Origin of the sequence: Streptomyces sp. NPDC050508 (assembly GCF_040655155.1) — a bacterium.
Lineage (GTDB): Bacteria > Actinomycetota > Actinomycetes > Streptomycetales > Streptomycetaceae > Streptomyces.
On sequence record NZ_JBFAJJ010000009.1, the window covers coordinates 167,342 to 191,622 of the forward strand.

Consider the following 24,281-nt stretch of genomic DNA (forward strand, 5'->3'; position numbering starts at 1 on the left):
GTGTGTACGTAGCCGGTCCGTCCCGGACCATCACGGTGCGTGCATGGTCGCTGACGATCCTAGGTCAGCACGAGGGGACCTGGGAGCGGGCGAGTAAACCGAAATAGTCTGAAGCTACCGAATCCTTTGCCGACGCCCCGCTCCACGAGGGTTGCGTGCCATCAGGAGCGGTGTACGACTCACGGTGCTACGCCGTATTCAAGGGGACGGGACAGAGTGCTGGGGACTTTCATCGGGCGCGGGAGCAGCGGCGTCTGACGGCGGGCCGGTTATTTCGAACAGGGCGGCCGGTCAGATGCGGAGATCGGACGGCAGCTCGGTGTGAGTGCGCAGGCCAACGCGAGTGGAGCCTGAGGCGAGTAGCTTTGCCCGCCATGGGAGATCTCCGTGTGCGGGCTCATTGCCGGCAGGCGGCCCTTCGCCGTCGCAGATCCGACTTCCTGGCATGCGACTTCTCGACCTTGGCCGCCTCTATTCTCCCGTGGTTGCCGCGGCTGGGACTGGATGACCTGGCAGTCCTGGGGTCAGCGGTTCAGCAGGTCGCTCGGTTCGTAGCGCAGCAGGTACGACCTGACTCCCTGCTCATTCACCCTGTAGACCGTGACAGCTGCTAGGAACTGCTCCTTGATCATCTGAGCTCGCTGCCGTTCCTTCCCGGCCACGTCGCTGATCCACGTCTCCACGTGGTCGGGCAGCTTGAAGGTCAGTCTGTAGGCGTCCGGGGCGTCCCTGGGCGTCAGCATCCACTCCGCTGCCTCCGCCTGCCCGACGCGCCTGATCCTGACGGGGTGGTCCGGCTGGAGGTCCGCGTAGGCGAGGAACTCCTTCTTGTCCTCCGTGGCGAGCGGGAGGACGAAAGGCGCGGCTGGAAATCCGAGCAGGAGCTCCCGTTCGCTCTGCTGGTGCAGGGCAGTCGCGAAGTCCGCCAGCGTTGCGCTGGCAACTGACCGAAAGAATTGTGCGCTGGTCGTCGCCGAGGGAAGCTCGTCGTCCGCGCCCGTGCCAAGTGCCTGCCTCAGCTCGGTGCGCATCCAAGCGACGGGGAACGATGTCACCTGATACTGCGTCTGCGCGTCGTAGAGATCGCTCGCGGCCCCCCGGATAGCGGCGCGCAGCCACTCGAAGGACTCACCCGAGAGGTCGACCAGCGAGATCTGATGGGCGAGGGCATAGTCCTGAGCTTCAGGCGTGAAGCCGTTCGCGGAGAACAGCGCGTACGAGTACTTGAAGCGCCGCCTCGGACGGGACCCCGGGAGCATGACGAAGTTCTCGTTGACGTCGTGTACCACGCCGTGTGCGTTACGAACCACTTCCAAGCGGCAGGGCGTCCGGTAGAACTTGGCTTCGAGGAAGAGGCGAACCGGCAAGGAGAAGGCTGGGGTGAAGGGGAACTCGCCGAGGACGTCGACCTGGTGGTGGGCTCCACGGCCCTTGACGCGCAGCGTGCCGCCATTGGCCACGAGCTCGACCGGGTCCTGAGCCTCGCTCACGAGCAGTCGGTATCCGCTCTCCCGCAGGAGCCAGGCAAGCGACTCCTCCAGGAGATACCCGCGCAGCATCGCCCGTGTCGCCATGTTGCACCCCCGTCCGCCCGCGCCCCTACGGCCCGATGTCATCGCTCATGGCCTGATCGATCATAGGACTAGCCCGCAGGCAAGCCAGCCAGCTGAACCCTGCTCAGCGCCACCGCTGCGGCTTCGGCAACGCTGAACGGCCATGACGAAGACGAGCCACCGTGCCCCCAGGACTTGGCCGGCACCCTGGGCGCCCGCCGAGACAGTCACGGCCTGAGTCCCAGAGCAGCCGCGAAACGGGCGGGTAGGTTCGGGACGCCGGTGTGCGCGATAGCAGGCGACCTCGCCTGGAGGCGGCCCGATATTGCGCCCGGCCGCAGGCTCGGTCGGTGCGCCCTGTCCGCCGAATGCGTGAGCGATGCGTGAGCGGACGGGGCAGCGCCATCTGGACCGGGCATCACGCCGTCGAGCCCGACGGGTCGCTGACCAGGAAAAACCGGACCGACCGTGATCACGGATCACCATCCATCACGATCATGCAGGCTCTTGTAATGCGTAGGTCGTCGGTTCGAATCCGACAGGGGGCTCCACGAAACCCCAGTTTGGACGGCGTCTGAACTGGGGTTTTCCTGTGTCCGGGCGCTGCGAGGACGGAACTCGATGATCTTCGCGCCCTCGTGTGTGGCCGCGGTGTGGCCATCCTGCTCGGCGGCCGTCTCGTCGGTCCGTCCGGCGAGGCTGTCGCGGCCTCGGCGCAGGCGCTGACCTTCATGGAGGGCATGACCTCCGACCGCACCCGCAAAGCGATCACCTCGCTCCGCTCCACCCTCTCCATCTACCAGCGCCGCAAAGTGCCCGGAGCCACCGAACTCGCCCGCCGCGCACGCGAAGCACGGGCCTAAGCTGCCCGCCAACCGGCCGACGAAGGGACACCAGCCGTGGCTCGGCGGACAACCGACGACCAGCCCAAAGCCCTACCGCCCGCCCTCGAATCCATGACCCTGCTGGTCGCCGCCGTCATCGTCCACGACAAGGCCACCAACCGGGTTGTGCTCCTCCAGCGCAGCGAGAACGCCAAGTTCGCCCAGGGCATGTGGGACCTCCCCGTCGGTAAGAGCGAGCCTGGCGAGCCCGTCACCGAGACCGCGGTGCGCGAGCTCTACGAGGAGACCGGGTTGACGGTGAAACCGGAGTCCCTGAAGGTCGCCCACATCATCCACAGCGCTTTCGGCGTCGAAGCCCCCAACGGCTTCCTCACCGTCGTCTTCGCCGCCCGCGAATGGACCGGAGAACCGGAGAACCGCGAACCGCGTAAGCACGCCCAGGTCTGCTGGGTCGACGCGGACGCCATCCCAGAGGAGTTCGTGGACACCACCGCCAGTGCCCTGCACCGCTACCTCGCCGGAGGTCCGCAAGTCTCCCTCGACGGCTGGCAATAGAAACACCGAAGCTTCGCCCGGGAGCGGTATGGCGCCGCGGGAATGGGCGGGGCTGCTGTCGTGCTATCGGTCCAGCGGACTCGGCTGGCCTGCCTGTCCCTACGTGATCGGTACGGTGGCACCGGGACGACGAGAGGGGCGGCGCTGCCGTGGGTGAGGAAGCTGAGATCAGGACGGCCAAGGAGGCCGCCGACCACGAGCTCATCCTGGCGTTCGGGCGGCTGCAGGGGGCGGCGAACCGGCTGGAGTACATCCTCGGCCGGGCGCTGGAGGTGGAGTGCGGCATCAGCCATCTGGTCTTCGAGGTGCTGCTGATTCTCGGACGTGCGGGCGAGCCGGGGCTTTCCATGCGGGCCATCGCCCAGGAGCAGGTTCTGACCACGGGCGGTGCCACCCGGCTGGTGGATCGCATGCAGGCGGCGGGTTTCGTGACGCGCGCGGACTCTCCCGACGACCGGCGCGGAAAGCTGGTGCGGCTGACGCCATTGGGGGAGGAGACGGTCGTACGCGCGTCCCGGGTCCACCTGGAAAACATCAAGCAGTACCTCGTGGACCCGCTGCCCACGGCGGACTGGAAGCGGTTCGCGGAAGACCTTCGCATCCTCAGCCACACGGCCCGGGACCTGCTGCCCCGACTGCCCTGACCTGCGGACCAGCGGTCACGCTGGTGTAATGGCGTGGTCAGCCACACTCATGTGCCCCACCTCACACGAGCCTTGAAATATCTGACGTGTCAGTTACTGTTCTGTCAGGTGAATCGCTCGCAACCCGCGGGCGCACATCTCTGCCGAGGTCTTCGATGAAGCTCGTCTACGTCTTCGACGCCTACTGCGGCTGGTCGCACGGGTTCTCCGGAACACTGAGCGAGGTCGCCGCCCGCCACCCCGAACTGCCGGTCGAGGTCGTCTCCGGCGGCCTGTTCACCGGATCGCGGCAGGTGCCCATCCGCCAGTTCGGCTACGTCCAGGGCGCGAACGCCAAGATCGCCGAGCTGACCGGCGCCGAGTTCGGCGTGGCCTACGAGCAGCTGATCGCCGACGGCTCGTTCGTTATGGACTCCGAGGCCGCCGCCCGCGGTGTCGCCGCCCTGCGCCAGGCCGCACCCGACCGCGCGGCGGAGCTGGCCGCGGCCCTGCAGACCGCCTTCTACGTCGACGGACGCAGCCTGTCCGAAGCGGCCACCTACCGGAAGGTCGCGGAGGAGGCCGGGCTGGACGCCGACGCCGTGGTCGCCGCCTTCGAAGCGCCCGACGCACAGACCGAGGCCCACGCCGACTTCCGCCGCGCGGTCCAGCTCGGCGTTACCGGGTTCCCCACTCTGCTGGCCGTCGACGGAGACTCCGTCACCCCGCTGGCCTACGGCCAAGCCACCGCCGACGAGGTCGACGCACGCTTCGCCGCCCACTGATCTTCCCCTGCCCCCACCCCATCCCTTGCATGTAGGAGCCTCCGCATGAGCACCCTCTCCTTCAAGGTTCTCGACCTCGACTTCCCGGCCGGCAGCAAGAACAAGACCGCCACCCTCGTCACCGGCGAGAACGAGGCCCTGCTGGTCGACGCCGCCTTCACCCGCGCCGACGGCCACCGCCTCGCCGCCGAGATCCTCGACTCCGGCAAGAAGCTGACCACCGTCTTCGTCAGCCACGCCGACCCCGACTTCTACTTCGGCGCCGAAGCCATCGCCGACGCCTTCCCCGAGGCGACCTTCGTGGCCACCCCGATCGTCATCGAGCACATCCAGCACTCCTACGAGGGCAAGCTCAAGGCGTGGGCCGCGCTCGGCCCGAACCTGCCCACCCGGCTGGTCGACCTCACCCCGCTGACCGGTGACCTCACCCTGGAGGGCCACCGCTTCGAGCTCAAGGGCGGCCCGGCCACGCTGCCCGACCGCCACTACCTGTGGCAGGCCGAGCACCGCGCGCTCCTCGGCGGCGTCCTGCTCTTCCAGCAGGAGCACGTCTGGGTCGCCGACACCCCCACCCCGGGCGACCGTGCCGCGTGGATCGGCCTGCTGGACGAGATGGCCGCGCTGCAGCCGGAGTTGGTCGTGCCGGGCCACCGCCTGCCCGGTACGGCGGCGGATGCGTCCGCCATCACCGCCACCCGCGACTACCTTCTCGCTTTTGAGGAGGAGCTCGGCAAGGCGGCCGACGGCGCCACGCTGACCGAGGCGCTGGTCAAGCGCTACCCCGACAACGGCATGCTGATCGCCGCCCAGATCGGTGCGAAGGTCGCCAAGGGTGAGATGAAGTGGGGCTGACCATGGCCGAGTTCGCTACCTCCACCGCCCCCGCCGACGTCGTACGCCGCCAGTACCTCGCCTCCGCGGCGGGGGACCTGGAGGCACTTCGAGCCACCCTCGCCCCCGACGTCGAGTGGACGGAGATGGCCGGCTTCCCCCTCGCCGGCACCTACCGCACCCCCGACGGCGTCACCGCGGGCGTGATGGAGAAGCTCGGCCAGGACTGGGACGGCTGGACCGCCCACGACGACACCTACGTCGTCGACGGTGAGAACGTCGTCGTCCTCGCCCGCTACACCGCGACCAACAAGGCGACCGGGAAGCCGATCGCCGTCCGCGTCGCCCACCACTTCGTCGTACGCGCAGGACGCATCGTCCGCTTCGAGCAGTTCGTCGACACGGCGCTCGTCCGCGACGCCATGACCGTCTGACGCACGCCCCAGCACCCGGGGAGCGGGGGAAGCTCGTGTCCGCTGCCGACAACAAGGCGTTCGTCATCGCGTTCTACGAGCAGGCGTTCAACGACTACCAGCCGGAGCAGGCCGCCGCCGCGCATCTCGGCGACCGGCGGGGATGCGGTGGACCGTGGCGCCGAGGGGTGCTGACCCTTGCTCACGCCCTGGCGGTCGCCGTGTTCGTTTACGTGGTCGGTCGGCATGCGAGTGATCGGTGCGCCCCGAAGCGGGCCCAAGCAGCCACCCCGGCCCCGCATCCGCGAATACTTGGCTAGCCACATGATTGCTGTTACGTTATTCATGTGGCTAGCCACATTTGTTTCTGGAACCTCCCCCACCGAACTGAGGAGACCCCATGTCCCACGAGAACTCTCAAGTGAAGCCCCCGATCAACCAACGCGTGCTGACCCTCGGCATCACCCCTGATGCGCTTTCGCCGGACGATTTCCCGCCGGGGGTTACGACGCTCGAAGAACTGGTCGCCATGAGGAAGCGCAACTGGGCTGCGCTCCGGGCCACAGGCATCGACGGCGAGGAGGGCTATGTCAGCCTGGACCCCGACGAGGCTGAGGCCGAGCTGCGCCGACTGTTCGACGGGCGCTCGTTCGGCGTGGTGCTCATCGGCGGCGGCATCAAGAACGTCCCGGAGTACACCGTCCTGTTCGAACGGATTATCAACGTGCTCATCGACCTCCAGCCCGACATCCGGTTGAGCTTCAGCTCACATCCGACGAACGTGCCCGAGGCGCTGCAACGCTGGCTCAAGAAGTCCTGACAAAGCCGTCTCGCGGAACTGGGCGTTGGACGTGTCGGTGAGTGATGAGGTGGGCGGCGAGGCCGAGGAAGCCTTCGTGGGTGTCGTCGCGTCGTTCCCGGCGGATCCGCAGTCGGCGCAAGCTGTGCAGCCAGGCGATCGTCCGACCACCCGCACAGTGAGCGGCCTCAGTCGCAAGCTCGCAGAGCCGGCAAGCTCGTCACCACCGTCAGTACCTACCCGCTCGACCGAGCGGCCACAGCCCAACCGGTCGGCGACGCCGAGCACGTGTGGGGCAAGCTCGTCCTGACCGTCGGCTGAGCACGCCCGCCCACGGCCTCCCCAGGCGGCGGAGCGGCCGGCTACACCGACTACCCCACCCACACCGGCTGAGGAAGCGAACCATGCCCACCCCCGAACCCCGCATCCCCACGACGGCCGACGCAGGACCGATGAGCTACGCGATCTTCCAACTCGCCCGCGCCCACCGCGCCTACGCTGCCGCCCTGCTGCGCGAGATGGACCTGCATCTCGGACAGGAACTGGTGCTGATGCACCTCTTCGACCGGGACGGCCAGTCCCAGTCCGAGCTGATCGAATGCCTCGGCGTGGACCACTCCACCATCTCCAAGGCGCTACGCCGCATGCAGGACGCCGGCCTGCTCATCCGCGAGCCGGCCGCACACGACCGGCGCGTCATGGTGGTCCACCTCACCGACAAGGGCAAGGCGATGCGCGAGCCCATCACGGCCCTGTGGCGGGCCCTGGAGGAGACCACCGCCCGGAATCTGTCGGAGCAGCAGGCGGAGTCCTTCGTCGAGACCGCCTACGCCATCACCGAGGCGATCAGCAACCGCGCGCTGCCCGAGGAAGAGTCCACGTGACTCCCCGGTGTGCATCCCATGTCCGCGTACGCCACACCACACGTGAAAAGGGGACACGCGGACTGGGGTGCACACCGTCCCGCATGCGGCGCGACCACCTCCAGGCAGGCCATGTCACCCACCCCGTACCGGCTGTTCCGGACGCGGCACGTGGCGGCGAGGCGCGCTACGGATGCGCCACGACGGCCCGCCTCCCTTAGCCCCGCCCGGCGCGCAGGCACCTATGCCTGCAGCCACCGCCCACCAGCCTGATGGAAAGTGAGACATCCATGCCTGCCACCGACTCAACCGCCCTCCCTGTCCTCGTCGTAGGGGCGACCGGCTCCCTGGGGAGCAAGGTCGTCGACGAACTCCTTGCACGCGGCAAGAACGTCCGCGCTCTGGTGAGGCCGACCACCAACGCCGACCGGCTCGAAAGCCGGGGCGTTCAGATCGCCCGCGGCGACATGCTCGACGTCGGCTCGCTCGTGGCCGCCATGAACGGCGCCGACGCCGTCATCACCACCGCCGCCGGCTATACCCGCGGCGGCAAGAACGCCAACGACATCGACACCATCGGCAACGCCAACCTCGCCGAGGCCGCCCACCGCACCGGCATCCGGCGGTTCGTCCTGACCAGCATCCTCACCAGCGACCAGACCCCGGATGTCCCGCACTTCTGGCACAAGAAGCTCGCCGAGGACAAGCTCGAACAGCTCGGCGTCCCGTTCGTCGCCCTGCGCCCGGGGGCCTTCCTCGACCAGGTCGCGACCATGGCGGGCAACCCGCTCGACAAGGGCCGCCTGATCTGGATGTCCAAGGCCACCGTCCCGCTGACCTTCGTCCGTACCTCCGATCTCGCGGCCTACCTGGCAGCCGCGGTCGACGCCGACGCCAAGGCCGGTGAGCGCATCGACATCGGCTGGGACCGTCCGGTCAGCATGCGCGAGGTGGCCGACCTGATGGGCCAGCGGGCCGGAAGGAAGATCAAGGTGTGGGCCGTCCCCTCCGTCGTCGTCCGCGCCGCGGGAGCCGTCGTCGGCCGCTTCAACCCGGTGGTCAAGGACATGGCCGCGATGTTCGGCTGGTTCGACACCGGACGCTACGTCGCCGATCCCCGCCGCCAGGAGCAGCTGTTCGGCCCCGTCCCCACGGCCGAGGACGCCCTCGCCGAGTACACCGACGAGCTGCGCACCACACAGCACCGGTGACAGGCCCGCGTCCCATCCCTCGCTGCCCGGACGGCCTGACCAGGACGCCTCGGTCCTGTCCCTCCGAGTCCCGAGGCAGGAGACACTCATGAACGGATCGACCCTGCAGACGTTCGCCGCCGAGTGTGCGGAGGGACTTCCCGCAGCCCAGCTGGAGCATCCCTTCGGCCCGGACTGGGAGGTCTTCAAGGTGCGCGGCAAGGTGTTCATGCTGATGACCGAAGTCCCCGGACGCCCCGTCGTGATCCTCAAGGCGGACCCCGACGAGGCCCACGCTCTGCGGGAACACAACAGCCACATCACCCCCGGCTACCACATGAACAAGAGGCACTGGATCACGCTGGAGGGCGGGACAGGCGTCGACGACAAGCTCGTCAGGGAACTCGTCACCGACTCCTATCTGCTAGTCGTCTCCCACCTGCCCAAGGCCGAGCAGCCCGTCGACCCGCACACCTACGGCACCAGCACGCGGGCGGCCCGGTGAGCGCGGCCGGTGACCGCCTCCAGGACACCGCCCGCAAGGCGGCCCTCGCCCTCCCCGACGTCAGCCACGGCCGCCCCTTCACCCCTGGACTCGACGTGTACAAGGTCGCGGACAAGGTGTTCCTGATCGTCACCGACGACCCGGACGAACAGATCATCACGCTCAAGTGCGAGCCCGAGCACGCGCGGGCACTGGAACGCGGCTACGCCTCGATCACCCCGGGCCGCTACCTCGACAAGAGGCACTGGATCTCGTTGGGGCCCGGGCGGGACATCACGAAGCGGCTGATCAACGATGTGGTCGAGCACTCCTATGACCTGGTCGTCGACGGGCTGCCAAAGAGCCGGCGCCCGCCGCGAGCCCCTGGCCCGGACACGGCCGCCAGGTGAACGTTGGCCGCGCCCCCTTGGACACTGGCTGGCCTCAGTTCTTAGAGACTGAAGACGAGTTCGCGCCCGATACCTGACGTCGCTTCGTCGTCCTGCTGATCCAGTCCTTCCAGGCCCCCCGCCAGCGGCCCCCTGCCTGACCCATCCCAGGATGACGCCCTCAACCAGGCCATGCGCCGAGCCGGCCCGGCGGGCCTTCCCATGCAAGATCGGCCCAGAGGCGAATGACAGGCAGGTGACGGTCCCCGGCGCACCCAGCGGGCGGAGGCGGCCCCTCGGGCACCCACCGAATCGTCAAAAAGAGACTTTCGTATCCTGAAGATCGCTCTGCGAGTCCGCTCGGCATCGAGCTCGCCCGCATGCGGATGAACCCCTCTGGCGCCCGGACCGTCGTGCAGCGCTTCCTGGCCAAGCAGCGGTAGGTGCGCGAATGGCCTGTCCGTGCGTGGGCGATGCGTGAGCGGACGGCGCGGCAGAGACCGTCCTGGTGTGGCAGAGCACTGGGCGACATGTGTCCTGACCAGGTGGGTTCGAGTCCCGCAGGGTCCACCGCGTGGGTGACTGGGGCTAACCCCTCTGACCTGCTGTGCGGCGCCTGGGTCGGCTTCGTCCGGCTCGGGTGCTGCTTCTGTTTCGGGGTTTTCTACCTGAGCGTGCGGAGTTTGGGCAGCGGAGCCGCGTACGTTCCGCTCTTGCTGGTGGTGAGGCGGCGGTGGGCCAGTGACTCGACGAGTGCGACCGCGCAGCTGACGCCGTCCACGACGGGGACGCCGAGCCGGTCGGTCATGCGGGTGTCGAGTCCGGTCATGCCGGCGCAGCCGAGGCAGATGACCTCGGCGCCGGCGGCCATCGCCTGGCGGGACGCGTCGATGAACGCCTCCTCCGTGGTGGCCGGGTCGAGTTCGAGGTCGAGTACGCCCAGGCCGGTGGCGAAGACTCCGGCGCAGCGGTCGAGGAGTCCGGCGGTGCGCAGGCTGTCCTCGATCTGGCCCTGGGCCCGGGCGAGTGTGGTGACGACGGCGAAGCGGCGGCCCAGGACCAGGGAGTAGAGGGCGGCGGCTTCCGTGATGTCGACGACGGGGACGTCGAGGAGTTCGCGTGCTCCTTCGCGGCCGTGTTCGCCGAAGCCTGCCATGACGACGCCGTCGACCGGCTGGTCGAGGTTCTGGAGGAGGTCCAGGACCGAGGCGGCGCTGAGGAAGCTGTCGAACCATCCTTCTGCGGAGGCGACACCCCAGGTGGGGGTGAGGGGGAGGATGCGGGTGCCGGGCAGGGCGACCGCGCGGGCGCCGGCGGCGATGGTGTCGGTCATGGTGGTGCTGGTGTTGCAGTTGACCACGGCGATCACGGTCATCGTGCCGCCCCCGCTCCCGCTGTGACGCGTGGGCCCGAAGTGCCGTACTCCGTACGGGTGTTGATGCCGATTCCGGCGGTCCGCGCATGCTCTATAGCGAGTGCCGCGTAGGCGAGGTCCTGGACGGCTATGCCGACCGAGTTGAACAGGGTCACCTCCTGCGGATCGGTGCGGCCGGGGGCCGATCCGGTCAGGACCGCGCCGAGTTCGCGGCTGAAGGTCTCGGTCGTCGTGGCGCCTTCCGCGATGGAGAGGACGGCTTCTCCGGACTTGAGGAGTTGGGTGGGGGTGCTGTCCACGACGACGGTCGCGCGGGCCATGCCCGCCGAGTCGATCTCTCGGTGGTCGGGGCGGGGTGGGGCGCCGACCGCGTTGATGTGCTGGCCGGGGCGGAACCACGCGCCGTGGACGACGGGGAGTCGGGCGGGGGTGAGGGTGCAGACGATGTCCGCGGCCTCGACCACGTGTCGCGGGTCGGGTGCCTCGACGACGTCGACGAGGTCGCCGACCGCGTGGTGGAAGGCGCGCAGGGTGGCGGGGGAACGGGACCAGACATGCACGGTGTCGACGGCGCGTACCTCGCGCAGGGCGTGGACGTGTTCGATCGCGAGCCGTCCCGCGCCGACCAGTCCCAGTACGCGGGCGTCGGGGCGGGCGAGTGCGTCGGTGGCCACCGCGCTGGCCGCCGCCGTACGCGTCCGGGTGCCGACCTCGCCGTCCAGTACGGCGAGGCATTCTCCGGTGTGCGCGTCCAGGAGCAGGACCGTGGAGCGCTGGGTGGGTAGACCGGCCGCGCGGTTGTCGGGGGCGTCGGACATGACCTTGACCGCCGACAGGCCGAGCCGGTGGGAGGTCGCGGCCATCGGCAGGAACTGGGTGGTGCCGGTGCCGGGGAAGGCCACGGGGGCGGGCTGTTCGGCCCGGCCCTCGGCGAGGTCGATGAGGGCGGTGCGTACGGCGGCGATGACCTCGGCGCGGCTGACCAGCCCGGTGAGGTCGGCGGAGCCGAGCAGCAGCGTCATCGGTAGTCCGCCATGAAGCTGTCGTCGGCGAGGGAGGCGTAGGAGGGGGCGGAGCTCACCAGGCCGCCTTCCGCCAGGATGCGCATCCAGCGGTCGCTGGCCGTCTCGTCGATCGCCACGGTGTCCCATACGGCGCTGGCCGCCATCTGGCGCTGTGCCTCGCGCAGGATGCCCTGGTCCTTCTCGGGCCAGCGGCGCTTGAGGATGGCGTCGACGGTGTGCGGGTCGACGGTCGGTACGAGTCGCATCGCGGTGTCGATGCCGGCGACGAACCGGCTTATGCGGTCGCGGAGTTCGGCCACGCGCTCGGTGCGGCAGTAGTAGACGCTGTTGGGCATGATGCCGCCGTCGTCGAGGTGCCGGAAGACGATGCGGGCGGCGCCCGACGCCTCCAGTTCGGTCGCGGTGACCAGGTCGGCGATGATGGCGTCGCCGAGTCCGGCGGTGAACAGCTCCACGAGCATCGCCGTAGAAAGGTCGCGGACGAAGCGGATGCCGGCCGGGTCCACGCCCGCCTCGCGCAGCAGGCCGGCGGTGAACTCGTAGGGGGCGCTGCCGCCTGCGCCGGGGGCCAGGACGACCTTGCCGAGCAGGTCCTCCAGGGCGAAGTCGCCGGATCCGGTGGAGTTGCCGTCCCGGACCGCTATGGCCATGGGGAACTGGTGGTTGAGCTGGCACACGACGCTCAGTTCGCGCTCGCTGCCGGCGTACATGGCCGGCACCCACAGGCCGCCGAGCGCGATGTCGGCGTGGCCGGTTTCGAGGTCGTCGAGGACGCCGGTCCACGGGTCGCGGGCGACGGCGGTGACCTCAAGTCCCGTGTCGTGGAAGAGGCCTTCGTGGTCGGCGAGGTATTCGGGCAGGTAGTTCAGGCCGTTGGCGGTGGCGGAGATCGTGAGCTTGTCCATGTTGTTCGTCCTCTCCAGGGGGATGGGGTACGACGGTGCGGGTGCCGCTGGTGCTGGTCAGGCGTGGGTCGGTGTGGGGGCCGTCGTCTCGTTGACCTCTTCGAGCGTGCGGCTGCGGGTCTCGGGGGCGAACCGGGAGGCGATGACGAGTGCCGCGTACATCACCGCGACCATCCCGAAGACGCCCGCGAAGGAGAACCGGTCCCACAGCGCGACGGCGGCGAAGGGCATGACGGCTCCGGCGATGTTGCCGATGCCGTTGACGATGGAGGTGCCGCTGGCCCGGATCGGGGTCGGGTACAGCTCCGGGGACCAGACGGCGAGGGTGGTGTTGGTGAGCATGGTGAAGAACTGGAAGAGCGCGCCGAGGAGGAGGATCGCCGCGGTCTGGTGGGCGAACACCGCGAAGGCGACGGCGGTGAGACAGCCCAGGCTGCCGGCCACGCCGATGACCGACCGCCTGCCGTAGCGGCCCGCGAGCAGTGCCGAGGCGCAGGCGCCCAGCAGTGAGCCGACGTTCATGATCATCGTGTAGAGCAGGCTGTCGGACAGGGTGTAGCCACGCTCGGTCAGCAGCGTCGGCATCAGGAAGTTGAGGGTGACCTGCGCGCCGAACGCCATCCAGGACGCGGCGCCGATGGTGACCGTACGGGACAGGACCGAGGGGCCGAAGACCGCCGCCGGTGACGCCTTGACCTGCCGGGCGGGGATGTCCGCCTCGGTCAGTACGGGCGGGACGGACGCCGGTACGTGCTTCGGGTCGAGCCGGTCGCCGGTCAGCCGGGCCAGGGAGCGGTTGGCGTCGTCGACGCGGCCCTGGGAGAGGAGGAAGCGGGGGGTCTCCGGCAGGCGCCGTCGGTATACCACCACGATCAGGGCGGGCAGGGCGAGCAGGACGAACGTCCAGCGCCACACCAGGTGGTCGCCGCCGAGCGCGGGGGCGAGCGGTCCCAGGAGCAGGAGGAACAGGCCGTAGGAGAGGAAGTTGCCGACGCCGCCGGAGCCGACGTTGAGGATGGCGACGAGCGTTCCGCGGTGGCGGGTGGCGACCATCTCGCACAGCATCGCGATGCCGATGGTGAACTCGCCGCCCAAGCCGATCCCCACGATGAGTCGACTCGCCAGCAGGGTGGGGTAGTTCATCGCGACGGCGCTGAGCAGTCCACCCAGGGTGTAGACGAGGAGATTGACGCTGAGCGAGGTGCGGCGGCCGTGCCGGTCGGCGATCCAGCCGCCCGCGAACCGGCCGATCAGGCCGCCGATCACGGTGAAGCTGTTGATCGCGGTCAGCTCGTTGTTGCCGATGTGCAGGGACGACTTGATGAGGCTGCCCATCGCCCCCACGGAGTTCTGCTCCAGGGTGTCGAAGAACATCCCGGCCAGGATGATCATGAGCACCCAGAACTGGGCCCGGGTGAAGCCGGCTTCGTCGAGGGTCCGCGCGAGGGTGTTGGTGGCGGGGCGCGCCGCGGACGGCGCGGAGACCTGGGACGCACTCATGCGACACCTGCCGGGGATGCCTCGGGTGCCTGGGGCGCGGTCGTGTTCGTGATCTTCAGGGGACTTGGTGCGGTGCGATCCATGAGTGCCTCCGTCAACCAGTGAGTGCTATTGGTATACCAACTACGGTTCGGCGGCTACAGGGCTGCGATGTTAACTCGACGTAAGTGATGGGTCGCTCAGATTCCATGCCTGTAAAAACACCAGGTGGGAGCGGCTGTTGGGCGAGGCTGCGCGACGTGAAGATCGACCACGGGCCTTGATGGCCCGAGTGGAGCCTCGGCTATCTTGTATGCCATGTCACTCACGGACTCCTCCGGCTCCGACAGCCGCTCACTGGTCCACAAGGTCTACGAGTACCTGCGCGACGGCATCATCGAAGGCGAACTGCCGCCGGGCACACGGCTGTTGGAGCGCGAGCTGTCGGAACGCCTCGACGTCTCCCGGATCCCGATCCGCGAGGCCCTGCCCCAGCTCGAAGCCGAGGGGCTGATCACGACGCTGCCCCGGCGCGGATCGATGGTCACGCAGCTGACCCTGCGCGATATCGACGAGTTGTTCAGCGTGCGTACGAGCCTCGAAGTGCTCGCCGCCCGGCTCGCGAGCGGGCAGGCGGCCGAACGCGCCTCCGCGCTGCTCTCACCCGCCTTCGCCCGCGCCGAACTCGCCACGGACGAAGGCCGGCAGCCCGAGATCGCCGCCGCCAACGCCGCCTTCCACGAAGCGATCGTGCGGCTGTCGGGCAGCCGCCTGCTCAACTCGATGATGGCGCCCATCAGCGCCCGCGTCCGCTGGCTGTTCCGGCTGACCTCCGACCGCGACCCGGGCGTCCTCTGCACCGAACACCGCGAGTTGTACGAGGCGATCTGCGCCGGCGACACCGAACTCGCCGCGTCCCTGGCCTTCGTACACGTGGAGCGCGGCCGGCGCCCGTCCCTGGAGTCGCTGGCCGGGGTGCTGCCGGCCGGCGCCGACCCGGCCGAGGAGGACGGGCTGGGATGACGTGTCCGCGTGAGCGTCTCTTCTGCGTGTGCGTCTCTTCTGCGTGAGCGATGCGTGAGCGGACGGCGTGGCATGAGCCGTGCTGACGTGGATCGGGCCCTATGGCGAACCTGCCCTGACCTGGCGGTTTCGGACACCGAGTCAGCGTCCGGAACCATCCAGCAAGATCCTGCCCGGACTTGTAATGCGTAGGTCGTCGGTTCGCATCCGGCAGGGGGCTCCGTGGAAACCCCGGGTCAGGACTCTGACCTGGGGTTTCTTGTTTCGGGCAGGGGACTATCGCCTCCCCTTGGTCGAAGGCTGAAATGTGACGCCCGGGATCACGGGCGGCGGCTGGCGCGTCGAGTACGAGGCGGGTGCCGAACTGCGTGCCCTGACCGGGTCGCCGCCTGGGTCGGGCAGGAAGTGACCGCGTTCGGCACCTGCGTCGGCATCGGAGTCGACGCCGCCTTCCTGCGCGCCCGCAGGCTCAAGCGCGGCACCTTCAGCCCTCAACTGGAGGAGATCACAAGCGTGTTGCAGAACCGGGAGGCTGTGGTCTGCTGTGACGCGCAGGGGTGCATCACCGTGATCAACAGTGCGGCAGGCCGGTTCCTCGGTCTGTCTGCGGAGGGACTTGAAGGGTGCCTCGCCGAGATCGGGCTCGATCCGGCCGGGAGCGACACGGGGACGCCGGGGCAGGAGGTGCGGGACGAGGCTCTGATGGTCGGCGACCGGCTGCTGGTGGTCAACAGCCGGCCGAGCGTGCGCCGTTCGGCGAGGACGACCTGTCGCTTTCGCGGACAGCGGCCCCCTCTGAGTCCGTCATGTCGACGGACACCCCCTGTGCTACTGGGAGGCACTGCCCTCCTGCCCCGGGACGGCCTTTCAGCCCGCGCGGACGAACTCCATATTGATCGAGTACATGAACTGGTCCACGCCCACGCACTCCCAGCCAACGGTTTCGACGGATCGCACGACAAGATCGATCTCCTTGCGGATCTTCTTCATGGGGTTCCTGACCCGGGCCATGCCCCGGGGGTCGATGTCGATGGACGCTTCGAAGGTGTCGTCCCCTTGCGCGTGTGCGCGCCTGGCATCCGCGACGAGCTTCTGCATCCGGATCGCGTGCAGTATTCCCACGTGTGCCTCCCGCTCTGGGCTGCCGTGGGCCCGTTTGCCTTCCCAACTGCCTTACGGGCCCGTGCAATTGATGGTGTGCGTGCTCCGCAAACGTCACCTGCTCGTGCCGCGCGCTCGATGCATGTCCTGCTCGACGCGGTCACCGACGCGGCCTTGACCTCTACCGCCCCTTTGACGAACTACCGGTAGCGGTAGCCGTGGTCGTGGGGCTCGGTGGGTAGGTAGGTGGGTGAGGTCGGCGGAGGGCGGTTCGGCGACGGTGTCTCGGAGGCGCGGGAGCGGGTGGGGGTCGGGTGCACAGTCGGCGTCGGGTGCGAGCTCCTTCCGCTTCCGTTCGCCGGGGAGCCGAGGAGGTTGCCCGTCACCTCGACCGCGGCGCCACAGGTGAGCAGCGCTGCGGCCAGCGCGGTCAGTCCGACGGAGGCGCGCAGTGTGCGGGATGCCGTGGAACGCGGTTCGATGTCCGTCATCAGTCCACGTACTCCTGGGCGACCTGGACGTACTCGAAGCCCTTGACGTCGGTGGCGATCTGCATCTGACCGGTCTTCGACGAGGCGATCAGGGTGTTGAGCAGACCGGTGATCGCTCCGCTCAGTGCCGACTCCGTGTCCGAACCGTCGGCGATGAACAGCGCCTTGGTCGCCACCTTTTCCAGCACGTCGCGCTTCGCGCCGCCGAAGCCGTAGGCGATCACGTGCGGGTGGCGCGGCCAGTCCCGGTTCACCAGCGTGCGGAAGGAGTTCTGCCAGTGCGCGTCGGTCGGACCGCCGTCGGTCAGGAAGAAGATCGTCGGGCGCAGCACGCTGAAGTTCTGCATCCTCAGATCGCTGACATCCTGTTCGATGCACTCCCGCACCCGGTCGAAGGTCTTGCCGTATTCCGTGCGCCCGCCGCAGATCACCTCGGGCATGGCCGGTACCTGCTCCATGTCCGACATCGGGATCACCACGTGTACATCGGTGGAGAAGGCGATCACGCAGACTCGGGCGAACTCCGAGACGCGGGGATTCGTCGCCAGGTTGTAGTGCAGACGGGAGAGGGTCGCGTTGAGCACTCCCTCGTGCTCCTTCATCGACGAGGACGCGTCGATCACCACGTAGGTGGGCAGGCAGAGTGACATGGTGCACCTCTGAGCTAGTGGTTGGCCGCGATGACGAACAGCAGGATCACGGCTATGACGACTACGAGAATCCAGCCGGCGTGCGGGCCGGGCTCGGGCGGTTTGGGGGGCGTCGGCCCGGGTTTCGGCACGGGCTTGTGGGAGCCGGCGGGGGGCTTCGGGGCTGGGCGCTGCGTGGGCAGGGCGGGCAGCGGGGGCAGTGCTGTGCGTGTCGGAGGTGGCGCGGGCCTGAGATAGGGGCCGCTGTTCAGCGCCTGACTCAGCTGGGCGGCCGAAGGACGTCGCTCGCGGTCGGTCGCGAGCAGCATGTCGAGCAGCACCTCGGAGACGGCGGGCTGGTTCTGCCAGGCGGACCCGGCGACGGTGTGGAAGGCGTGCGCGTCACGCCGGCCCGTCAGGCATTTGGCGACGAGCAGTCCGATCCGGTAGCGGTCGGTGTACTCGTCCGCGTCGGTGCCCGGCGGTGTGAGCGGGTCGGCCCAGTTCGGCTGGTGGAGGTCGGCCATCTTCTTGGGCTGACAGCCGTCGACGTCGATGAGGTAGACGGAGCGCTGATCCGGGCTCCAGAAGGCGTTGGAGAACGACCAGTCCGAGTAGACCAGGCCCAGGCTCTCCAGGATCGCGGCGAGCTCCGTCAGTCGGCGACAGGCGGCCAGCCTGCCTGCGAAGCCGGGGGGCGGCAGTCCGACGCCCCGGATCGACTCGTCGGACTTCGCCAGCCAGTCGATCTCCACGAAGCGGCGCTCGCTGAACTCGCCGCGCCGCAGCTCGGATCGGTACTGCTCGGGCGCCTTCGGGATCACGCAGCCGACGGCCGGGTTGCCGGGCGCGTGGATCCGGGCCGCGGGCCAGCACGTGCCGGTGTACAGGAGCGCACGGTCCGCCTCGGGCAGCGTGCCCGGGGCCGAGATCAGCAGGTCGAGCCGGTCGGCGTCCTCCGGGTGCTGGTCCGGCCGGTAGAGCTTGGCCAGCCAGCCCGGATGGTTCTTCAGTGGTCTTACGGCGATGGCCTGGCCGTTGTGTTCGGAGATCGGATCGTCCAGTGGTCCGAGCTCGCCGACGCTCACGGTCCGTGGCAACGCCCAGCCCCGTGGATCGGCCGCCGGGCGGTTGTCGTCGCCGACACTGTCGTCCGCGCCGTCGACGGTAGGGGATTCGGTCATGCCCGGCCGCCGTTCCACAGCACGACCGCGGTGCGGTCGTCGAGGCACTGCGGTGCGTCGAAGCCGACGTCGGCGGTGAACCGCGTGGCCGGCACCGGCGAGCGCCAGGCGTTGGCGAAGTACTCGTTGACGTTGCCCGCCGGGTCCGCCCACGCGTCGCCGATCCCGTCCGTGACCAGGGCGAGGGCGGCGCCGGGAGCCAGCGTGACGTAGTGGTCCCTGGCCAGTTGGGGTGTGTCCGGCAGCCGCCCGGCGACCTCGTTCGAGACCACCGCGGCCGCGCGGTCCTTCGCCTCGCCGGCGGCGAACCGCCACCCCGCGATGTGCGGGTCGAGTGTCCAGGCCGAACTGTCGCCGAGCCACGCGACCCAGGCCTTCGCGATGCCGTTCGCGTCCGGCTCGGCGAGCACCGCGGTGATCAGCACCGTGGCCATGTGCGAGGTGTCGACGCCGCGGCCGGTCGCGTGTGCGGCGATCGATTCCGCGATCCGCCCGTACAGCTCTTTGACATCGAGCCCGCCGAAGCCCACTGTCCCGATCTGCTCGCGCAGCAGGGTGACGGCCTGGCTGGAGGCCGTGGTGGCCCCGGCGTCGGACCAGGCCGCGCTGGACAGGCCGTCGGCCACGGCCACGATCGCGTACCGGCTGTCCCGGCTGCGCCCGATCCGGTACGAGTCCTGGCGCGGCTCGGCGGGTTCGCCGCAGCGGTGGCCGGGCCCGATGACGGAGGCCGCGCGGATGCTGAAGGCACCGACCGTGGCCTCGTCGGCGGCGATCCCGTTCTGCACCGTGCGCTCCGGCAGCAGCCAGGGGTAGCCCTGGGCACGGGAGCCGTCGCCGAAGCGGGGGACGCTCAGGTCGGTCGGCCGCTCGCGCAGGAACGGCCGGGGCCTCGGGGGCTGGGACTGCGGCACCGCCGGTCCGGTGACGTAACGGCAGACCGGAACCGTCGGGCTGGGCTGGGGTTCCGGTGCGAGCCGGGCCGGCGTCGCGGCGGACTCGGACCCCAGCACGGCCGCCGCGCCTACGACGCCCACCGCCGCGAGGGCGAAGACGTCCACCAGCGGGCCGTAGCGCCGATGTGGCGTGCTGACCTCGATGAAGGCCCCGATGACGACGGCAACGAACAGCACCGCCCGCAACCGTCCGTCCATGAGACCGCCCCGCCGGCTGTCGTGTCGGCTGTCGTGCCGGCTCACGGCTGTTCCCCGGAATCGTGGGATTTCGGCCCGGAGGCAAAGTGCTGAGTGCCGTTCTGCACCGCGAATACCTCGCCTGAATTGGTGGCGGAATTGACCTGGATCACGATGTCCGGCCTTTCTGGTATTCGCAGCGAAGCCAGGGCCATGACGTTCTGGGCGAGATCCGGATTCCGGTCGAGCAGTTGGGACAGGGCGTCGGTCCAGTAGCGCACCGCCCCGGCGTCGACCGCTCCCCTCGCGGCGGTCGACTGCCGGGTCAGCGCGGCGGACAGCTCATTGCGTCGGCTGCCGCGAACCTGGGCGAGGACGCCGCCCATCAGCCTCTTCGCCTCCTGCCAGAGATCGGTGCCCATTGCGGAGACCAGAGCGGTGGCGCCGCTCGCGGCCAGCTCGGCGAGTTCCTCGTTCATCGGCGCGTATCAACCCCGGTCGTTGTGACGGATGTACTGGTCGCCCCGGTGCGCGGCGAAGACCGTGCTGTTTCCGGTGGCCCGGACGAGTTGCTCCGCGGTCCCCGGCTCGGGCCGCACGGGCTGCTCGCTGAAGCCGGACTCCCGGCCGGAACCGACCTGCGGTCCGACGGGGCTGCCCGGATACCAGAGCCAGGCCTTCGCGGCGTACTCCTTGACCCGGACGTCGGCCGGGGTGAAGGCGTCGGCGTCGAGACCCTCGTAGCCGTGGCCGACCGTCTCCTCGTAGAAGTGGTGCGAGAGGATCGCCGCCACCGGGGTGCCGCGGGTACCGGCCCGGGTCGCATGCCGCAGCGGGGCCGAGTCGAGCAGCCGGGCCAGCGCCTCGAAGGGGGCGCCGGAGACGGTGCCGTCCGGATCGAGCCGGATCTCCCCCGCGTGCACCGCCGCCCGCACCCGCAGCCGGGTGTCCGCGGAGGTGTTCCGGTTGTGCTTGCGGATCCGCGCGTTCAGCTCCGGGAGCAGCGGGAACAGCAGTCCGGCCTTGGGCAGCGCGGCCGGCGCGACGAGTTGGCAGCCGTCGCCGGTGTCGACGTACAAGAAGTTCCGCGGGTCCAGGTCCGCGGTGCTCAGGGCGTCGAACAGCGCGGAACGCAGAACTCTGCGGATCTCCTGCAGCCGCTGCTCGCCGCGGCCCGCGGAGCCCGCGATGTCGCACGCCAGCAGGGCTCGGTATTCGTACCTCGGATTCACAATTCCTCCGCGATTACGGCACGCGATGACGACAGGCGCAGGTAATTCGAAGATCGATTTTCTGTCGTCCCAGTCATCCCCGGTTATCCGGTGTCGACAAGATGATTGACGAGACCGTAGAGGAGGGGTCCCCGGGTAGAACGGCTACTAATACGGCTTGTGCGGTTTCGGCCGCGCGAGGAAGAGAGGTGTGGCCGATGAGCAACACACGTGTTCGCGGTGTCGCGGCCTACTGGCCGTCGGCCGGGCTGCTCGGCCGGGTCGACGAGGCCGACCGCGGAATTCTCATGGGGCTCGGCCACCGCGTGGTCTACCCGGCCGGTCAGATCACCATCCGCGAGGCCGACAGCTCGGACTTCGCGCTGCTCCTGCTCGGCGGCACAGTGAAGGTCACCGCGCACGCGCAGGACGGCCGCGAGGCGCTGCTGGCCGTGCGGATGGCAGGGGACCTGGTCGGGGAGTTCGCCGGGATCGACGGTCAGCCGCGCAGTGGCACCGTGACCGCCTGTGGCAGGGTGCTGGCCCGCTACATCCTGCGCTCCGAACTGCTGGAGTGCACGAAACAGCACCCCTCCATAGGACTCGCGCTCAGCGCGAGCGTGGTGGCCAAGCTGCGCACGGCGACCGGCCGGATCGTCGACTTCACCGGTTGCGACGTGCTCGGGCGGCTGGCCAGGATCCTGCACCACCTGGCCGTCATCTACGGGCCTCCCGGCCGGAACGCAGCCCAACTCCCGCTGTCACAGCCGGAGATGGCCACCCTGGTCGGCGCGGCGGAGTCGTCGATCCACAAGGCGCTGCGGGCGTTGCGGGAGTCCGGCGCGGTCGTGACCGGCTACCGCAGGATCACGATCCTCGACCTGGAACACCTCGCCCGGATCGCCGTCGCGGCCGGGCCCACCGGATTGCCGGCGATCTCGCCGAACACGTAATAACGCCGGGTTCGCACGACGGGTCGGCACCAGCCTGACCGAGTGCCGGGACCCGGGCGTTGGAGAGGACGGGGGAAACAGATGCCAGAGAACAACGGTGCCGCGGACGATTCGGGATGGATCCGGATCGGCAACGTGTCCGGAACCGCGGTCATAGGCGACAACAACACCGTGTACGGGGGACCGCCGCCGGTTCCGGTCAAGCGCTCGCCGATCTCTCACCTGCCGTCGCCCGCCGCCGAGCCGCTGATCGGACGTGCGCGGGACGTGCGCGTACTGCAAGAGGCGATCGAGACACGGCAGTTGGTGCAGGTCTGGGGCGCGTCCGGGGTCGGCAAGAGCGCGCTGCTGCGCCACCTCGCGTGCGAGCTGCCGCACGGGCCCGAAGGCGTGGCCTATGTCGAAGCCGGCGGACGTACGGCCGACGACATCGCGCAGGCGATATTCGACATCAGCTTCGACGCGCCCCACTACAAGCCCTCGTTGGAGGTGTTGAAGGAGCATCTGAAGACCCTGCGGCTGCGGATCTACCTGGACGACGCGGGACTCGGCGAGAAGGACCTGCGCCGACTCCTCGACATGGCCGGGCAGTCCACGTTCGTCTTCACCTCGCAGCAGCGGTCCGCGGTCGCCGGCGTGCACGCGATCCGGCTCGAAGGGCTGTCGGCCCCGGCGGCGGCGGAACTGGTGGAGGCGCTGCTGCCCCGCGAGCTGCGGCCCGACGAGGCGCCGGTCGTGGCCGCGCTGTGCGACGCGGTGGACGGCAACCCGCTCCGGCTGCGGCGCATCGCCCTGTCGGCCGCGACCGGCAAGGGACTGCCGGGCATCGCCGATCTCCCCGAACTGCTTCCCGCGCTGCTGAACAAGCTCCAGCCGCACGAGCGCGACCTGCTGCACCTGCTCGGCTCGCTGTCCGGCGCCGAGTTGGCCGCCCGGCATCTCCACGACCTGCTCGACCGGCCGGACATCGACACGGTCGCCGGTGGTCTGGTGCGACACGGCCTGCTGCTCGCCTCCGAGACCGGCTACAGCTGTCCGCCGGATGTCGCCGAGTGCGTGCTGAACATGCGGAAGACGGAGTTTCCCGCCGATCAGCTCTGCCGGGCGCTCACCGCGTGGGTCGAGGCGAGGGACACCACCCCGGACGACGTCGCGGCGCACTTCCAGGCCCTGGACGTCGTGGTGCTGCGAGCGGAGCGGAGCGGACACGCGCGGCTCGGCGCGGCGTTGGCCCGTGCCGCCTCGCCGAAGCTGGCGCTGTCCCGGCAGTTCGACGCGTGGGGCAGCCTGCTCGGAGTCGGCTGGGCAGCGGCGAAGAGCGCGGGGGACAAGGAGAGTGAGGAGTTCTTCCTGGGCGAGGCCCGCACCCGACGGAGGGCGCTCGGCCGGGGTGCGATGACGGCGGCCCTGGTGCTGGAGGCGGACGTGCTGTGGCGGGAACTCACCGCCCTGCACGCGCATTCGGCGGTCCATCAGGTCGCCACGGCGGCGTCGGTCTCCGCCCCGCCGGCTGCCACATCGCCGGTGCACGCGTTCACCCCGACGACGCACGGTGCGGTCCACACGCAGGCCGTCACCCACTCGACCGCCGTCACGTCCGCCACGTCCGCCACGTCGGCTCCCGTGCACACAGCCCTGCCCGTCCACGCGGCGAGGCCGGTGGTCGACATGTCCCAGGTGACTGGCGCACACTCAGCGGCACCGGTACCCCAGCAGATCGACCTCTCGGGGGCGCATTCTTCCGTCGCCTCGCCTACGCACGCCGCGAGCACCACGACGACTACGGCGAGCACGGGCCACACGGGAGGTGCCGCCGCCGTCGCGACAGGTGCCAAGAGCGGAATAACGGGACTGGCGCTCGCCTGCACGCTGGGCCTCGCGGCCGTGCTGGGCGTGGGTGCCATGGTCTCCGCGAACGACCAGCCGACCTCGTCTCCAGTCGTCGTGCCGAGCCCCGTCATCACGCCGGACCTGAGCTACGACACCTCGCCCACCGACGACACCTCGCCCACGGTCGATCCCGTGTGCGCGACCGTGATCTCGGCCCTGTCGCCACAGATCACGCAGTTCAATACCGACGTCTCCGCCGCGTCCGACGCGATCGACTCATACAACAGTGAGATGAGCTCCTACAACGCGGGCGAGACGTCCACCCTTCCCGACAACAGTGCGGTGGTCGCCGCCGACAACACGGTCATCAGCGACCTGAACTCCACCGAGTCCACGTTGCAGCAGGCCATATCGGAAGTTCAGGACAGCTCCGTGGAAACAGACCTCAACGCCATGCTGACCGCCGCTCAGCAGACAGCGAGCCAGTATCAGTCGTTCAACTCCGGTGGCGGAGGCAGCGTGCTCGACACATCGAGTCAGGTCGCGGCGATGAACTCGGCCGCAGACAGTCTGCAGATCGACTGCGGCGCCTGACCTTCCCGAAACCGACCA

At 69.3% G+C, this 24,281-nt stretch carries 27 protein-coding genes; 15 read left to right on the forward strand and 12 right to left on the reverse strand.

Translation table 11 applies throughout. The features are described from left to right. Window positions 1-524: 524 nt before the first annotated feature. Window positions 525-1,574 carry a hypothetical protein gene (locus AB0I69_RS26005; RefSeq protein WP_363098079.1) on the reverse strand — a complete coding sequence of 350 codons (1,050 nt, stop codon included), beginning with the start codon at window positions 1,572-1,574 and terminating at the stop codon, window positions 525-527. A gap of 632 nt (window positions 1,575-2,206) precedes the next feature. Between AB0I69_RS26005 and AB0I69_RS26010 the strand changes: the two genes are divergently transcribed. The 12 genes from AB0I69_RS26010 to AB0I69_RS26065 all read left to right on the forward strand — a co-directional run bounded on the left by AB0I69_RS26010 (window position 2,207) and on the right by AB0I69_RS26065 (window position 9,351). Then, window positions 2,207-2,416: a hypothetical protein gene (locus AB0I69_RS26010; protein WP_363098317.1), complete on the forward strand. Its 210-nt coding sequence runs from the start codon at window positions 2,207-2,209 to the stop codon at window positions 2,414-2,416. A 36-nt stretch (window positions 2,417-2,452) separates the two neighbouring features. Continuing rightward, a complete protein-coding gene (locus AB0I69_RS26015) occupies window positions 2,453-2,953 on the forward strand; it encodes an NUDIX domain-containing protein (RefSeq protein WP_363098080.1) in 501 nt (166 codons plus the stop codon). A 149-nt stretch (window positions 2,954-3,102) separates the two neighbouring features. Continuing rightward, window positions 3,103-3,597: a MarR family transcriptional regulator gene (locus tag AB0I69_RS26020; RefSeq protein ID WP_329347800.1), complete on the forward strand. Its 495-nt coding sequence runs from the start codon at window positions 3,103-3,105 to the stop codon at window positions 3,595-3,597. Window positions 3,598-3,752: 155 nt separating this feature from the next. Beyond that, window positions 3,753-4,361, forward strand: coding sequence for a DsbA family protein (locus AB0I69_RS26025; protein ID WP_363098081.1), 609 nt, complete (start codon window positions 3,753-3,755; stop codon window positions 4,359-4,361). Between the two features lie 45 nt (window positions 4,362-4,406). Next, window positions 4,407-5,213 carry an MBL fold metallo-hydrolase gene (locus AB0I69_RS26030; RefSeq protein WP_363098082.1) on the forward strand — a complete coding sequence of 269 codons (807 nt, stop codon included), beginning with the start codon at window positions 4,407-4,409 and terminating at the stop codon, window positions 5,211-5,213. A gap of 2 nt (window positions 5,214-5,215) precedes the next feature. After that, the gene (locus tag AB0I69_RS26035; RefSeq protein ID WP_363098083.1) at window positions 5,216-5,626 is read left to right on the forward strand and encodes a nuclear transport factor 2 family protein; all 411 of its coding nucleotides are present in this window, start codon (window positions 5,216-5,218) and stop codon (window positions 5,624-5,626) included. A gap of 35 nt (window positions 5,627-5,661) precedes the next feature. Beyond that, window positions 5,662-5,925: a hypothetical protein gene (locus AB0I69_RS26040; protein ID WP_363098084.1), complete on the forward strand. Its 264-nt coding sequence runs from the start codon at window positions 5,662-5,664 to the stop codon at window positions 5,923-5,925. A gap of 80 nt (window positions 5,926-6,005) precedes the next feature. After that, the gene (locus tag AB0I69_RS26045; protein ID WP_363098085.1) at window positions 6,006-6,425 is read left to right on the forward strand and encodes a hypothetical protein; all 420 of its coding nucleotides are present in this window, start codon (window positions 6,006-6,008) and stop codon (window positions 6,423-6,425) included. Window positions 6,426-6,808: 383 nt separating this feature from the next. Next, window positions 6,809-7,288, forward strand: a complete 480-nt coding sequence (locus AB0I69_RS26050; RefSeq protein ID WP_363098086.1) for a MarR family winged helix-turn-helix transcriptional regulator — start codon at window positions 6,809-6,811, stop codon at window positions 7,286-7,288. A 269-nt stretch (window positions 7,289-7,557) separates the two neighbouring features. Further along, window positions 7,558-8,478 (forward strand): SDR family oxidoreductase, encoded by a 921-nt coding sequence (locus tag AB0I69_RS26055; RefSeq protein WP_363098087.1) that lies wholly within the window; start codon window positions 7,558-7,560, stop codon window positions 8,476-8,478. An 88-nt stretch (window positions 8,479-8,566) separates the two neighbouring features. Then, window positions 8,567-8,962 carry an MmcQ/YjbR family DNA-binding protein gene (locus tag AB0I69_RS26060; RefSeq protein WP_363098088.1) on the forward strand — a complete coding sequence of 132 codons (396 nt, stop codon included), beginning with the start codon at window positions 8,567-8,569 and terminating at the stop codon, window positions 8,960-8,962. Then, entirely contained in the window at window positions 8,959-9,351 is a 393-nt protein-coding gene (locus tag AB0I69_RS26065; RefSeq protein WP_363098089.1) for an MmcQ/YjbR family DNA-binding protein, read from the forward strand. Before AB0I69_RS26060 ends, AB0I69_RS26065 begins: the two co-directional genes overlap by 4 nt. A 643-nt stretch (window positions 9,352-9,994) precedes the next feature. Here AB0I69_RS26065 and AB0I69_RS26070 read toward each other — a convergent pair. The 4 genes from AB0I69_RS26070 to AB0I69_RS26085 are packed head-to-tail and all read right to left on the reverse strand — an operon-like array spanning window position 9,995 to window position 14,135. Continuing rightward, window positions 9,995-10,705, reverse strand: a complete 711-nt coding sequence (locus AB0I69_RS26070) for an aspartate/glutamate racemase family protein (protein ID WP_363098090.1) — start codon at window positions 10,703-10,705, stop codon at window positions 9,995-9,997. Continuing rightward, window positions 10,702-11,727, reverse strand: a complete 1,026-nt coding sequence (locus AB0I69_RS26075) for an ornithine cyclodeaminase family protein (RefSeq protein WP_363098091.1) — start codon at window positions 11,725-11,727, stop codon at window positions 10,702-10,704. Before AB0I69_RS26075 ends, AB0I69_RS26070 begins: the two co-directional genes overlap by 4 nt. After that, window positions 11,724-12,635 carry an ABC transporter substrate-binding protein gene (locus AB0I69_RS26080; protein ID WP_363098092.1) on the reverse strand — a complete coding sequence of 304 codons (912 nt, stop codon included), beginning with the start codon at window positions 12,633-12,635 and terminating at the stop codon, window positions 11,724-11,726. Before AB0I69_RS26080 ends, AB0I69_RS26075 begins: the two co-directional genes overlap by 4 nt. A 57-nt stretch (window positions 12,636-12,692) precedes the next feature. Continuing rightward, the gene (locus tag AB0I69_RS26085; RefSeq protein WP_363098093.1) at window positions 12,693-14,135 is read right to left on the reverse strand and encodes an MFS transporter; all 1,443 of its coding nucleotides are present in this window, start codon (window positions 14,133-14,135) and stop codon (window positions 12,693-12,695) included. 297 nt (window positions 14,136-14,432) lie between these two features. Between AB0I69_RS26085 and AB0I69_RS26090 the strand changes: the two genes are divergently transcribed. Then, on the forward strand, window positions 14,433-15,137 hold the full coding sequence (locus AB0I69_RS26090; RefSeq protein WP_363098094.1) for a GntR family transcriptional regulator: 705 nt from the start codon (window positions 14,433-14,435) through the stop codon (window positions 15,135-15,137). An 867-nt stretch (window positions 15,138-16,004) separates the two neighbouring features. On the opposite strand, the gene AB0I69_RS26095 is transcribed toward AB0I69_RS26090, so the two are convergent. From AB0I69_RS26095 to AB0I69_RS26125, 7 genes are all read right to left on the reverse strand, one after another. Then, entirely contained in the window at window positions 16,005-16,259 is a 255-nt protein-coding gene (locus tag AB0I69_RS26095; RefSeq protein WP_363098095.1) for a hypothetical protein, read from the reverse strand. A gap of 179 nt (window positions 16,260-16,438) precedes the next feature. Further along, window positions 16,439-16,729, reverse strand: coding sequence for a hypothetical protein (locus tag AB0I69_RS26100; protein WP_363098096.1), 291 nt, complete (start codon window positions 16,727-16,729; stop codon window positions 16,439-16,441). Further along, a complete protein-coding gene (locus tag AB0I69_RS26105) occupies window positions 16,729-17,379 on the reverse strand; it encodes a VWA domain-containing protein (protein ID WP_363098097.1) in 651 nt (216 codons plus the stop codon). The genes AB0I69_RS26100 and AB0I69_RS26105 overlap by 1 nt, the downstream gene beginning before the upstream one ends. A 14-nt stretch (window positions 17,380-17,393) precedes the next feature. Next, window positions 17,394-18,542, reverse strand: a complete 1,149-nt coding sequence (locus tag AB0I69_RS26110) for a hypothetical protein (RefSeq protein WP_363098098.1) — start codon at window positions 18,540-18,542, stop codon at window positions 17,394-17,396. Beyond that, a complete protein-coding gene (locus tag AB0I69_RS26115) occupies window positions 18,539-19,741 on the reverse strand; it encodes a protein phosphatase 2C domain-containing protein (protein WP_363098099.1) in 1,203 nt (400 codons plus the stop codon). The genes AB0I69_RS26110 and AB0I69_RS26115 overlap by 4 nt, the downstream gene beginning before the upstream one ends. Beyond that, a complete protein-coding gene (locus AB0I69_RS26120; protein WP_363098100.1) occupies window positions 19,738-20,154 on the reverse strand; it encodes a hypothetical protein in 417 nt (138 codons plus the stop codon). The genes AB0I69_RS26115 and AB0I69_RS26120 overlap by 4 nt, the downstream gene beginning before the upstream one ends. A gap of 9 nt (window positions 20,155-20,163) precedes the next feature. After that, window positions 20,164-20,907, reverse strand: a complete 744-nt coding sequence (locus AB0I69_RS26125; RefSeq protein WP_363098101.1) for a hypothetical protein — start codon at window positions 20,905-20,907, stop codon at window positions 20,164-20,166. A 197-nt stretch (window positions 20,908-21,104) separates the two neighbouring features. Here AB0I69_RS26125 and AB0I69_RS26130 point away from each other — a divergent pair, with 197 nt between their 5' ends. Next, on the forward strand, window positions 21,105-21,839 hold the full coding sequence (locus tag AB0I69_RS26130; RefSeq protein ID WP_363098102.1) for a Crp/Fnr family transcriptional regulator: 735 nt from the start codon (window positions 21,105-21,107) through the stop codon (window positions 21,837-21,839). Between the two features lie 81 nt (window positions 21,840-21,920). Then, window positions 21,921-24,263: a hypothetical protein gene (locus tag AB0I69_RS26135; RefSeq protein WP_363098103.1), complete on the forward strand. Its 2,343-nt coding sequence runs from the start codon at window positions 21,921-21,923 to the stop codon at window positions 24,261-24,263. The last annotated feature ends 18 nt before the right edge of the window (window positions 24,264-24,281 follow it).

Bases quoted from the DNA above. Each gene is read 5' to 3' on its own strand.
- AB0I69_RS26005 (WP_363098079.1), bottom strand. From the start codon at position 1,574: ATGGCGACACGGGCGATGCTGCGCGGGTATCTCCTGGAGGAGTCGCTT.
- AB0I69_RS26025 (WP_363098081.1), top strand. From the start codon at position 3,753: ATGAAGCTCGTCTACGTCTTCGACGCCTACTGCGGCTGGTCGCACGGG.
- AB0I69_RS26030 (WP_363098082.1), top strand. From the start codon at position 4,407: ATGAGCACCCTCTCCTTCAAGGTTCTCGACCTCGACTTCCCGGCCGGC.
- AB0I69_RS26035 (WP_363098083.1), top strand. From the start codon at position 5,216: ATGGCCGAGTTCGCTACCTCCACCGCCCCCGCCGACGTCGTACGCCGC.
- AB0I69_RS26045 (WP_363098085.1), top strand. From the start codon at position 6,006: ATGTCCCACGAGAACTCTCAAGTGAAGCCCCCGATCAACCAACGCGTG.
- AB0I69_RS26050 (WP_363098086.1), top strand. From the start codon at position 6,809: ATGCCCACCCCCGAACCCCGCATCCCCACGACGGCCGACGCAGGACCG.
- AB0I69_RS26055 (WP_363098087.1), top strand. From the start codon at position 7,558: ATGCCTGCCACCGACTCAACCGCCCTCCCTGTCCTCGTCGTAGGGGCG.
- AB0I69_RS26060 (WP_363098088.1), top strand. From the start codon at position 8,567: ATGAACGGATCGACCCTGCAGACGTTCGCCGCCGAGTGTGCGGAGGGA.
- AB0I69_RS26070 (WP_363098090.1), bottom strand. From the start codon at position 10,705: ATGACCGTGATCGCCGTGGTCAACTGCAACACCAGCACCACCATGACC.
- AB0I69_RS26075 (WP_363098091.1), bottom strand. From the start codon at position 11,727: ATGACGCTGCTGCTCGGCTCCGCCGACCTCACCGGGCTGGTCAGCCGC.
- AB0I69_RS26080 (WP_363098092.1), bottom strand. From the start codon at position 12,635: ATGGACAAGCTCACGATCTCCGCCACCGCCAACGGCCTGAACTACCTG.
- AB0I69_RS26085 (WP_363098093.1), bottom strand. From the start codon at position 14,135: ATGAGTGCGTCCCAGGTCTCCGCGCCGTCCGCGGCGCGCCCCGCCACC.
- AB0I69_RS26090 (WP_363098094.1), top strand. From the start codon at position 14,433: ATGTCACTCACGGACTCCTCCGGCTCCGACAGCCGCTCACTGGTCCAC.
- AB0I69_RS26100 (WP_363098096.1), bottom strand. From the start codon at position 16,729: ATGACGGACATCGAACCGCGTTCCACGGCATCCCGCACACTGCGCGCC.
- AB0I69_RS26105 (WP_363098097.1), bottom strand. From the start codon at position 17,379: ATGTCACTCTGCCTGCCCACCTACGTGGTGATCGACGCGTCCTCGTCG.
- AB0I69_RS26110 (WP_363098098.1), bottom strand. From the start codon at position 18,542: ATGACCGAATCCCCTACCGTCGACGGCGCGGACGACAGTGTCGGCGAC.
- AB0I69_RS26120 (WP_363098100.1), bottom strand. From the start codon at position 20,154: ATGAACGAGGAACTCGCCGAGCTGGCCGCGAGCGGCGCCACCGCTCTG.
- AB0I69_RS26130 (WP_363098102.1), top strand. From the start codon at position 21,105: ATGAGCAACACACGTGTTCGCGGTGTCGCGGCCTACTGGCCGTCGGCC.
- AB0I69_RS26135 (WP_363098103.1), top strand. From the start codon at position 21,921: ATGCCAGAGAACAACGGTGCCGCGGACGATTCGGGATGGATCCGGATC.